The 12,135-nt window shown below is 36.6% G+C and carries 8 protein-coding genes; 5 read left to right on the top strand and 3 right to left on the bottom strand.

Annotated elements, in window-relative coordinates; translation table 11 throughout:
* Positions 1-14 precede the first annotated feature (14 nt).
* The 3 genes from B0A65_RS12085 to B0A65_RS12075 all read right to left on the bottom strand — a co-directional run bounded on the left by B0A65_RS12085 (position 15) and on the right by B0A65_RS12075 (position 7,113).
* The gene (locus tag B0A65_RS12085; protein ID WP_207556428.1) at positions 15-2,594 is read right to left on the bottom strand and encodes a S9 family peptidase; all 2,580 of its coding nucleotides are present in this window, start codon (positions 2,592-2,594) and stop codon (positions 15-17) included.
* 92 nt (positions 2,595-2,686) lie between these two features.
* Positions 2,687-4,078, bottom strand: a complete 1,392-nt coding sequence (locus B0A65_RS12080; RefSeq protein WP_074661105.1) for a RagB/SusD family nutrient uptake outer membrane protein — start codon at positions 4,076-4,078, stop codon at positions 2,687-2,689.
* 11 nt (positions 4,079-4,089) lie between these two features.
* Positions 4,090-7,113 (bottom strand): SusC/RagA family TonB-linked outer membrane protein, encoded by a 3,024-nt coding sequence (locus B0A65_RS12075; protein WP_074661106.1) that lies wholly within the window; start codon positions 7,111-7,113, stop codon positions 4,090-4,092.
* A 530-nt stretch (positions 7,114-7,643) separates the two neighbouring features.
* Between B0A65_RS12075 and B0A65_RS12065 the strand changes: the two genes are divergently transcribed.
* The 5 genes from B0A65_RS12065 to B0A65_RS12045 all read left to right on the top strand — a co-directional run bounded on the left by B0A65_RS12065 (position 7,644) and on the right by B0A65_RS12045 (position 12,107).
* Positions 7,644-7,886, top strand: coding sequence for a helix-turn-helix domain-containing protein (locus B0A65_RS12065; protein WP_074661109.1), 243 nt, complete (start codon positions 7,644-7,646; stop codon positions 7,884-7,886).
* 232 nt (positions 7,887-8,118) lie between these two features.
* On the top strand, positions 8,119-8,304 hold the full coding sequence (locus B0A65_RS12060) for a hypothetical protein (protein ID WP_123890336.1): 186 nt from the start codon (positions 8,119-8,121) through the stop codon (positions 8,302-8,304).
* Between the two features lie 30 nt (positions 8,305-8,334).
* Entirely contained in the window at positions 8,335-9,273 is a 939-nt protein-coding gene (locus B0A65_RS12055) for a phosphoribosyltransferase-like protein (protein ID WP_074661114.1), read from the top strand.
* A complete protein-coding gene (locus tag B0A65_RS12050; RefSeq protein ID WP_074661115.1) occupies positions 9,257-11,143 on the top strand; it encodes an ORC-CDC6 family AAA ATPase in 1,887 nt (628 codons plus the stop codon). Before B0A65_RS12055 ends, B0A65_RS12050 begins: the two co-directional genes overlap by 17 nt.
* A gap of 25 nt (positions 11,144-11,168) precedes the next feature.
* Entirely contained in the window at positions 11,169-12,107 is a 939-nt protein-coding gene (locus B0A65_RS12045; RefSeq protein ID WP_123890334.1) for a hypothetical protein, read from the top strand.
* The last annotated feature ends 28 nt before the right edge of the window (positions 12,108-12,135 follow it).

Here is a 12,135-nt window from a genome sequence, read left to right as displayed (position 1 = left end):
TTTTGAAATAGTTGCTATTGCATCCCGGCGGTAATCCACTCATTGGTTAAATCGTCCTTGAGATAGTAGTCGAACCATTGCAGGGTGCGCATTGTTAAATCTTGTTGGTTTTCAGGTTTTTGCAGTACATGTCCTTCACTAGGATATAAGAGCATTATGCTTTTTTTTCCCAGACGCCGAAGGGCGAGATAATACTCCATGCTTTGATTGGGATCGACCTGCCGATCATTTTTTCCTGTCCAGGTCAAAAGGGGCGTTTTTGATTTTTCCACGTGATCAATCGGTGAATTCTGCCAGTAAGGCAAAGGCGCTTCAAAAGGGGTTTTTCCCATCATCCATTGTGAAGTTTCAAAGCGCCACATGTCGGGTTTTCCGGTATTTCGATTCAGGGTTAGATAAAAACTTTTCAGATCCGTAATTCCGCCGCCTGCTATGGCCGCCACGAAAAGGTTTGTCTGGGTACAAATAAAAAAAGATTCATAGCCGCCGAAGGAATGACCGATAAGCCCAATTTTCATTGGATTTATGAGTCTTTTTCCTATTACTTTTTTTACTGCCGATACTGTACAGTCTAAAGCAGATATGCCTGGGTTTTGATGTGCAAGGGCAATATCGGGAAGCAGCACAAAGTATCCGTTCAGCGTAAATAAAGAGGGATTAAATCCCGTTTCATTGTAAAGGCTGGGACTAACAAACTGATGGAGATTCTTTGACTGCAGTTCATAGATATGAACGACCATCGGGTATTTTTTCTTAGGATCATAGTTTGCAGGATAAAGCAATACTGCTTTGAGGCTCTCGCCTTTCGCGTTTTGGTATCGGATCAATTCTGAGGCGCCCCAATGATATTTGTGAAACTGAGGATTGCTTTGAAAAACTACTTTAGTTTTGGATTTATTATGCTGCATGATCAACTGGATAGGCAGATCAAATCTCTGTTTCAGGTAAAAGAATTTTTCTTTTTTTTGCGTATAATAGAGGTCAGAAATAAGCGCATCTTCATGCACTAAAGGAATCGCTCCAGAGTGATTTGTCCATTTAAAAAAACCGGTTTTTCCATCGTCTGCCACAGAGCTCAGGTACAGCTCTTTTTGCAGGTCATAATTTTCAATTTTAATTTCATCCGATAATGAGACTGTGGTATATTTATCAGGGCTCTCCGCGATGCGGTACTTTACCTTTGATTCTCGACCGCGGGTGAGTCTTCGAGGGGATGTGCCGTCGGGTTTAATGGCCCAGATGTCATATTGATCGTAGAGTAGGATTTCTTTATCATTAAGGCTCCATCCCGGATTACCACAAATAGATTCTGGGTTTAAGATCTCTTCCTTTGCAGAAAAATTTGTTTCTATATTTTTTGTAATGTTAGTGTGCGTTTTATCGATAATATTGTAAATCCACCAGTTTTTCTCTTTAAAGTAAGCAATATATTTTCCCATTGGAGAGGGAATTATGCTATTAGTATAGGCAGATTGTTTTTTTAAGAACAGTGTTTTTTCTACGGTCTGAAGGTTCATGATATGAAAGTCTCTGGGACCATCCTGATCAAACTGAGGCTCGTATTCTTTGGGGTTTGAGAGCACGGCATAATCTTGATTGCCGGTGAGCATCAATTTGGGAAGCTTTTCGGTAGTTATTGGCACTATAGTATTGGAGAGCGGAAACCACAGGGCAATTTTAGATCTCCTATGAAAGTTTCCATAGATCTGTTCTTGCGCGTACACCCATTTATCATTACCGTTCCAAATTTCAACATCTGAATCTGGTTTGTTTTCTGAAACATTTCCCGTGTCTTTAAAAGCAAAAAACACCTTCCGCATATCATCCGAGACCAGTAGTTTCATCCTATTATCATCGGCTAATGATGCTTTGTCCGGGAAGCCTGAATCAGCCAGAGTTTCGGATTTCAATTCAAAAAGCTTGTCTTGCTCCACCAAGTAATAGAAAAGGGAAGTTTCTGATGTCAGCTCTGTCTTGGCAATAAATGCCAGAGATTTACCATAACGCTGCCAGGTAACTCCCGCGTAATTATGACGCCCCTCCACTAAGAACTGCTTTTCTCTTTGCGTTTTGAGATTTAAAAGGATAATACTGGATTTATTATCTACTTTGGTAGTGTATAGGAGTTGCTGCTCATCAGGACTTAATGAAAAACCAGTAAGATTGGAAATTTCCTTTTTTGTCCTTCCATCAGGGTTGCGGATTACCATTTTCTGCTGGTTTGTTGCTTCATAATCTATGATCAGATAATTAGTGAGAGCCGAGTAATTGTACTGGTTAACGGATTTGATAATTTCCTGTTTTCCGGTTTTTAAATTTAGGATATAGAGATTTTTTTCAAAAAGAGTTGTAAATGAATTGTTATTAATAAATGCTGTTTTATCTCCATAGGGAAGGTTATAGGTTTTGTTTGTGATGGTGTTTTGAACAAAAAGACTGTCAATGCCGTTTTCATATCTCATTTTATAGGAGACCCACTCCTGGTCGGCAGATATTTTATCCAAGCCTAGTACACCCCATAAATGATTATCAGAAGCCTCTACTATTTTTTTTTGCACCACCTGTCCCCATAAGGGACAGGCTACTAATGGCAAAATATAAAAAACAAATAAAAGCTGTGTTAGCCGTTTTATAAAGGTCGTGCAAACGTTTTTTTTAGTATTATGGCTTCGCATGTTTTTGTTGTTTAATATCCCGGATTTTGAGGTTCCAGATAGGGGTTGGCGCTCAGTTCATTCTGCGGGATCGGAAAAAGAGCATCGGTGGTATTCCATCCTGGTTTTGTAGGAGAAAGAATTAGATCACTTTTATTAAATCGCTTTAAATCAAAAAAACGATGTCCGTATTCGCTGAAGAGTTCCCATTTCCTTTCCTGCAGGACAGCCTCCAGAATTTCATCTTTGCTAACAGCAGGCGAATCTGTAAGCCCGGCCCTGTTTCTAATTACATTAAGATCTTCCTTGGCGCCTATTAAATCGCCTTGACGGGCTCTTGCCTCGGCTCGGATTAAATATTGTTCAGCAAGACGAAAAACAACAGAATACTCCGTAGATGTAGCGGTAGCATTTCTTTGTTTGTATTTAAAAGGAAAAAACCAGGTAGTCGTTCCATTAGTCACGGACTTAATCCAATTGGATCTGCGAAGGTCTGAACTGTGGAAAGAATCGGCAAGGCTGGTACGCATGGCTGTAAGGGAAGGCGGAGTATAAGTAAGTATAAATGTTGCTCCTTCTTTGGTATTTTGTCCTGTCCCTGCAGCCTTAAGCTGCCAGATAGTTTCCTTGGAGTTTATCAAAAAAACCGCATCGATGTTTTTTATCAGCTGATATGTATCGGCCTGATTCAAGACAGAAGAGGCTTCATTTGAGGCCTCCGGATAGGCGCCACTATAGAGATAGACTCTGGCCAGCAATGCCTTCGCGGTATAAAGATTGGGACGGATTCTTTCATTTGTGCTATACGAAACCGGCAGAAAATTTGCTGCATTTTTCAAATCAGCTATAATATTTAAATAAACCTCACCGGCAGGAATTCTTTTTGCCTCTCTGTTTTTCTTGTAATCTGTGGAGATAATATAAGGGATGTCTCCAAAGAGATTAACCAGATAAAAATGCTCGATCGCTCTTATGAAAAGTGCCTCTCCCTGAAGTTGCTTCTTATTCTCCGCGGTCAATGCTGAACTGGCCTGTGATCCTTCAATGATGGAATTGGCGGCGTAGATCTGGTTATAGGCTGTATTCCAGTAATCAGTAATAGTAATGTTTGTGGGCAGCAATGAGTTGTTATAAAAATTCAGGGCCTGGTTGGACGGTGTGCCGTACGCTACCATCTCATCGGTATAGTTCCCCAGTGTATTTGACAGTCCTGAGTTTGTTCCGGCAATCATTCCCTTGTCGCGTATTGCCCCGTATATATTGGTAAGGGCAGCCTCTGCAATAGGATAGCTTTCAAATACAGCTGAGCTGGTCAATTGGGATTTAGGCATATCGACATCGACAAATGATTCACAAGCATTCATTGTAAAGAAGAGGATAATGAGAGTTGTGAGGTTTTGAGTATTTCTATAGATTATTTTCATTTTTTCCTGATTTAAAATGTTAACTGTACAGCGGCAGAGATTACCTTAAGAGGCGGCAGATAGCCGTACGAGATAAACTCAGGATCTCCGTCTTTATATTTGGTGAAGGTCAAAAGATTCTGCCCCTGGAGCATAATGCGGCATTGTGTTTCCTTTAGATTCAGAGGAACATCATAGGATAGGGCAATATTTTTTAAACGCATAAAAGAGGTGTCCTCAAAAGCCGCTGTACTGCCACTAAATAAATAATCACCAGTGAGCGCCGCATCGTTTATACCTGTGGTATAAATTTGGTATTTTGAGTTGTCTCCCGTGTTTTTCCAGCTGTCTATCATTCTTGAGGGCTGATTTAACATCATACCTGCATTTTCCATTGCAACAGCCCTGTTTTTTTGACTTACAAATTGAAAAAGAAAATCAAGTTTCCATTTCTTATAGGTCAGCTGATTTTGAAGCCCTCCAAAATATTTAGGATTAAGATCAGTGACCACTTGCTGGTCTTCAGGAAAAGAGATTCTTCCATCGGCATTCAGATCTTCAAAGGTGTGCAGGCCAGTCTGGGGATCGACTCCTTTATACTGGTAGAGCAGGGCAATATTTAAAGGTTTCCCGATACGGTACTTCTGACTATAAGGAGAGCTTTCCAGTCCGGGAAACTTCAGAAGCTTATTACGGGCAAAGGTCAAATTAAGACTGGTTGTCCAATTAAAGTTTCCAGTGTTGAGGTTAACTGTGCGCAGAGTCAGTTCCGTCCCTTTATTTTCAACTGTAGCATCAAGATTGGCTTGGAGTGTAGTAAATCCTGTGGTGCCCGGCAAAGGAATGCCTGTCAATTGATTCGAGGAACGGTTCTGATACCATGCGGCAGTCAGGAATATGCGATCGTGCAGAAATCCAAGCTCTGCCGCAATTTCAAATTTCTTATTGGTTTCCCATCCAAAGTTTGGATTATAGAGTCTTGAGGGCTGGAGCCCGATCACGCCATTGTAATTTACTCCGGATGTAGTGTACGTATTTAAAAACTGATAATCGCCAATTTGGTCATTTCCTGTGATTCCGTAACTGCTGCGAATTTTTCCAAAACTCAGCCATGAGCTGTTTTTAAGAATTTCCTCACTAGAAAACAGCCAAGCGGCTCCGACGGCTCCAAAATTGGAGAACCTGTTCTCAGGGCTGAAGCGGCTTGATCCGTCGCGTCTAAAGGTAAAGTTAAGGATGTAGCGCTGCTGGTAATTGTAATTGAGCCTTGCGAAGAAGGCCTGATATTTATATTGGGTTTCATCGTTAAGATTAATTTTTATATAAGTGGCTGCTGCCAGATTATAAATCAGGGAGTTGGAACTGAATCCTTCAGCGTATTGATACAGCCTCTCTGTGGTCTGGCTTTGAAATGTTGATCCCAGAAGAACTCCGAGCTTTCCACCCAGAAGGTCTTTGTCCCAGCTGATCTGAGGTTCAGCTATCCATGAAGACCGTTTGGTATTATTGTAATATATCCCTGATCGTGAACTCGGAACATTTGCTGCGGGATTAAAAGCAGAGGAAGGCCAGGTTCTTGTTTCGGTGGTGCTGAGGTTTGTATACCCCAAACTGCTTTTTAGGACAAGACCCGGAAGCAGTTCATAAGAAAGTACCGTATTGGCTACAAGATCATTTGTTTTGGATTTTACTTTAGGAAAAAGATTTCCAAGGGGATTCTCCCATGTTCCCTCGGCCCAGTTCAGGGTGCCGTCCTGATTGTAAAGCGCCGGGGCATTTGGTACGAGTATCCGTGATACGGAAGTAAAGTCGGATGCCGGCATATCATTGTCCTGCAGTGTATAGCCAGCTGAAAAAGTTAATCGAAATTTGCTGTCATCAGAGCGGTGGTTCAGGCTAAAATGGCTTCCTCCTTTTTTATAGAGAAAGTCGCCGATGAATACTGTTGATTCTGTGCGATAGCTGCCGCTTAGGAGAAATTGTGTTTTCTCCGAACCGCCTGTTAAGGTTCCATGAAGGTCATTTATCTGTGCTGTATTTCCTATCAAGGTTTTCTGCCAGTTGGTATAGCGGTTTTGATCCCAAGTGCCGTTGATGTCGTAATCCGATGGGTTATAATTAGCAAGACCGTCATTTATGAAAGCCTGTTTTCGCATAGCCAAGTACTGCTGGGTATTCATAAGATCCATGAATTTGGTCACTTTTCCTGCGCCCGTAGAGGCAGTAAGGGTGAACCTGGTCTTGCCTTCTTTCCCTTTTTTTGTTGTTATAAGTACAACGCCGTTGGCTCCTCTGGAGCCATAAATAGCCGTGGCATCCGCATCTTTAAGAATCTCAATGCTTTCGATATTATCGGGATTAATGCTGTTGAGTGGACTCGACAGACCAGGATAGGTTGTATTGGTCTGGTTATAACCAATGGGCTCAGAAGAGAAAGGAACTCCATCGATGATATATAGGGGAGCATTGGCATCAGTTCTAAGACTATTTTGTCCTCTGATTTTAATATCAAAACCTCCGCCGGGAACTCCAGTGGTTTGGGTAATACTAACACCTGCCATTCGCCCTTGCATGGTTGCTAATACATTTGTTACGGGCTGGGTTTCTATATCTTTAGAAGTTATACGTGCGATACTTCCGGTACGTTCGCTTTCTTTAACTGAATAATATCCCGCATTGACACGGACTTCTTGAAGAGTAGTGGTATCGTAGGAAAGGACTATGTTTAGAAGTGAACGTCCCTGAACAGAAATAAGTGCGGTTTTAAAGCCTATATATGAAACTATAAGAGTGTCATTAGGAGAGCAGGTGAGCGAGAACTGACCGCTGTAGTCGGAAATTACGGCATTGTTTTTTTTGTTTTTAATGGCAATGGTTACACCAGGCAGGGGATTAGTGCCATCTGTTACAGTACCTTGAACCTTATGCTGTTGGGAAAATGAATTGCTTTGCTGAGATTGATTTTTGGCAGACAATGGTGAAACAGATAGTAGAAAACCTAGAAAAATTAGGCAATAGAGATCCATTCCACCCTTGGAAAATGAATAATTATTCATAATTTTGGGATTGGTTAGTTAAATATGATTTGATTGGCTACGGTCCTCTGCTCTAGTTAGTCGCTGCTGCAGAGGGCCATTTTTTTATGTATTAAGTAAACGGCTTAATAATCACAATAAAGATTTTATTTAATTCACAGGCATATGTAAGTTTAGATTTATTCGTTTTTTTTGCGAACACTTTAAAAATCATCGAGATAACACTAAGAATAACAAGAGAGTATTGAGCATAAAAAAGCGCGGAACTCAGCTTATCGAACAGAGGTACTGGCGGCACCAACCACAATAAGTGAGCCCACGCCAATGACGTGAGCATCTTACTTATCCTCTCGTGGTTTAAAAAACGCCAGTTTTCTGTTCGAGATTCAAAGCGAATGCTTCAAATATTTTTAATTGAAGAGTCGCAAAATTAATAAAATCCTATTTAAAATTTCTTTAAATATTTATTTAGAATTTCAAATATATGAAAAAAATCACAAAATTGTCAAATTTGACAATTTTTTTTGTCCTAATTATCTCAATTTCACTTTATGAAGGAGATTAGGAAAAAATATTATAAAGCATTTGGTCAGAATTTAGAACGTGTAATGGAAAAGAATAAAAAAGATGTTATGACTGTTGCATCTATTGGAAAGATTGAACTCAAGCAGGTTTATAGAGTTTTAAATGGCGAACATGGGGCATCGCTGGGAACAATAATTTCAATAGCGAAGGGTCTGGATATTGAACCTAAAGAATTATTTGATTTTAAATTTGACTTAGAGAAGGAATAAAAAAGATGCTGCTGCATCTTTTTTATTTTTAATAATACTAAGGTTACGCAGTAACTGCTGGAGACGTTGGAAAGATAGCTAGCAGCTTACGTAAGAGAAAGTTATTTTTATATTTTGGATGATTTGAGTAAATGCCTGAAACGGCATAATGCATGTACTTAATTGTTTTACCTACTATAATTTATTTTTCATAATCTTTATTTATTACATTTGACAGAATTAATTGATGAAAATGCACAGATCACAAACAAAAATAAGCAATCTTATACGGCAGAAAATATTTGTAAATGATGTAGTAAATATTACTAATGGTCAGGCAAAAGATGGAAAAAACCACTTAATTAAAGTTTCTTCATTAATTGTTGACCAAAATGTTTCAGAACGATTGGAAACAGATGAATTTGACAAGAATATATAATTTATCTAGTTCATTTAATTAATTTTTTCTATGGAAGATTTCATCAAATATGCAAAGAATAAGGTATATTTTTATATTGAAAGTAAGTTTTGGTCAAAGTTAGATATTAATACATTTCATGCATGGTTAAGTAATTTTGATACGATTGAAGAGAAATACTGCGCTTTAAAGCTACTTGATAGATTTGTTTTCTATTCGGAGGAGGATATGATAAGATTACTCCAATTTGGTTTTTTTGAGCTAATCTTTAAAAGAAAAGCATTAGAAGAAGAAATTGCTCATAATTTTAATTTGAGCAATGATGAACTTAACAGATTAAAAAATGATTTTATTCGTGATGCTATAGTTTTGCCATTAAGAACTGATAATTTGTCAGAAAGCTCGCTTGCTATGGCTAGATATTTGACCAACGATTTTGGTTTTCCCGAAGAAAATATCGTAGATCAAAACAATTTAAAAAGCGAGAAACTCTTAAGATCAAAAAATTTAATTATTATTGACGATTTTATTGGCTCTTCCAACCAATTGTTCCAATTCTGGAATTTTGAAAAGATTCAATTGGATAAAAAAATTATAACGCCCAAGGAACTTCGAAAAATGTTCCCAAATCTCGAAGTAGAATATTTCTGTTTAGTGAGTAGTGAAGATGGCCTTTTAAACTTTCACTCTAATAACTTTGACGTAGGATTAAGAATAACTTTCTGTGAGAAATTAACAAACAAGTATAAGGTATTTGGTAAAGATTCGGTTTATTTTGATAATGAAGAGGTTGAATCTTGCAAAAATGTTTTAGATTTACTATGTAAAAGGAAAGGGATTCCATTATTCGGATATACAAATTTGGATTATGCAATGGCATTTCATCATTCGATTCCAGACTCATCTTTACCACTTTTTTATATTCAAAATAAAAAATGGAACCCATTGTTTAAGAATAAAAATACATTCGCGCATGACAATATACAATAATCCATTTTCTATAGATCGAGCCGAACAATTAGGTGACAAGTTATTTGAATTTTATTCTAATCACAAAAATTTTGAGGGACTATTAAAGCGAAAGTCATTAATGCTCGAAGGAGGTAGAGGTTCAGGTAAAACAATGTTTTTTTTGTATCATTCATATTTTAACAAAAAAAAAGAATCGGAAAGTAAGAATATAAGATTTGAAGAGTTTTTTAAAGCCGAAAAACTTATTGGAATTCATTTTAGGGCTGATTCTAATTTTGTTCCTGCGTTTCAACATAAAGGTTTGGATGATGATGATTGGACATTGCTGTTTGGTCATTTTTTAAATATCACTTTATCAAAGAGATTGGTTGAGATCATTATAGATATAAATTCAAGTTTTGATAGCCGTGAAAGTCAGATTGAATTTGATCTTTCTGACGAACTCAATATTTTGTTTAATTTAAAAGATTCAATTGATAGTTTTTCTTTGTTGTTAAAAAAGCTGAGTTATGAGGAAATTTTATTAATGAATTATGTAAATAATGTTAGCAAAATTGAAAGACCAATTATCATTAGTAATGGATATTTATTGAATTTAATAGCACAGAGTATTCTAAAACAAAAAAATTTTCAAGAGAAAACTATTCATGTTTTTATTGACGAATATGAAAATTTGCTTTTGTATCAGCAAAGAATAGTTAACACTTTAATTAAACATCCTAATCCAGTCATTATTGATATAGGGATGCGGAATAAAGGATGCAAAACTTACCAAACTTTAGGAGATAGTGAAATAATTACTCCTCCTCACGATTACAGTTATTACAACTTTGAACAATTTACATCACAAGAGTATGAGGAATTAATTGTGGATATTTGTCGTAAAAGACTTGAAAAAATAGATGCTTTGCAAGTGATTGGTGATCCTACTTATTTGGACATAAGGTTTTACTTAGGTGAATATAATCTAGAGGATGAATTATCATCATTTTTAAAACCTAAAGATATCAAAATTCTTCAGTCGAAGATAAAAGCTCGAGTTGGTATAGAGGAAAATTGTTCAATCCTCTATGAATCAGCAGATCCATTAATTTTACGTTTAATACTTGTTCTTTTGGAACGTGGCCAAAAAAGTGAACATATAGCACATGAACTAACATTATTTTTAGAAAATAAACCTTCAAAATTTAATGATTGGATTCACAATAATAAGAATGGTCTAATATTCTTATTGTGCAAGGAGCATAGTAAAAATAAAATGTATTATGGTTTTAATACTTATAAATCGACTTCCTCAGGTATTATAAGATTCTTTTTAGAACTTTGTGAAAGTGCTTTTAAGAACGCTTTTAGAAATTCATTTGAATTCCAATCTCCAAGAAGGTTGACACCCAATGAACAATCTGAGGCGGCATATTATGTTAGTCAATATAAGATTAATGATATTGAAACTTATACACCATATAGCAATAAATTAAAAAGATTTGTTCTACTACTAGGTGGTATTTTTGAAAAGTTGCACCGTGATATCAAATTGAGTGAGCCTGAAAGAAATCATTTTTCTAGTGAATTTAACCGACTTGATGAAGAAAGTTTAATTTTTTTAAAGAGTGCAGAACTTTACTCGGTACTGCAAAAAAAGGAAGAGACAAAAGTTAAGAATTCTTCGATTGATGGGAACAATATCGAATACCACCTCAATCATATTTATGCACCTTATTTTCAAATTTCGGCAAGAAAAATAAGAAGCTTATATATTGATCCAGGAAATCTCGCCGTGTTAATTAGTGGAGAAAGTAGAAAGGCAAATGATGTTGCAAATGCTCTTGCGAAAATCGAAGAGATCAACGGGGGGCAAACTAAAATAGATTTATTCGATGCTTTATAATAGGTACTACAAATTAGATTCCTCCTTGGATATCAAAAACATTTTTAATGATATAGATATTTTTTTTCTTGGTACGAGTTCAGAAGCTAGGGCAACAAATGTCCTTTCGCTGATAAAGGGCTTCTATAAAAATGATATACTAGCTGTCGATTATGATATTGAACATGAAAAGTACTCTATACAAAACTTACCTGTAGATGGAAATCAAATAAGAAAAAATCTGGATACGGAAGGCAAAGACTTAGTAAAAGATTTAGGTATTGATCTGCATCAAATAGATATAAATAATAAGAATCTATTAATTGATATTACATCATTAAAACATCCGTTTCTTTTTTACCTTTTGCTTTTGATAAAAAGAGACTTTCAACCTAAGAAACTTTTAATTACATATACGGAGCCGGAAAAATATGTCCAAGAGGGAAAGGAAGATAATGCTAGACAAAAATTTGATCTAACTGAGAAATTTTGTATGGTAAATTCACTGCCTGGTTTTGCAAGAGTATCAGATTACAACAAAGAAAGAATTTTAATTGCAATAATGGGCTTTGAAGGTAACAGATTTAGTAAAGCTTTTGAAGATGTTAATCCTTCTGATAGAAAAACATACGCAATTGTCGGTTTTCCATCGTTTCAACCTAGCTGGCAATATTATGTATATTCGCAAAATCAATATCCGTTAGAGCAATCGAAGGCATTTAGTTCCATACGAAGATCTACCGCAAATGAACCTTTTGGTGTTTATAATATTTTGAACGATATTAAAAGTCAAAATAATGGATTTGAGTTAGTTGTTGCACCTATAGGAACGAAACCACATTCGCTGGGTGCATGTATGTTTGCGATTGATAATGAAGATGTGCAGATCTATTATGACTTTCCATCGTTTGGAAGTAAAACTAGAACAATTGGTATTGGAAAAAGTTTTGTATACAACTTAACTGATTTTATTAATAATATTTAGCGTTGTCAGTTTTGATTGAGTAATTACA

It is taken from the genome of Flavobacterium frigidimaris (assembly GCF_002217275.1).
Lineage (GTDB): Bacteria > Bacteroidota > Bacteroidia > Flavobacteriales > Flavobacteriaceae > Flavobacterium > Flavobacterium aquidurense.
This window is presented reverse-complemented; position numbering and strand designations above follow the sequence as displayed.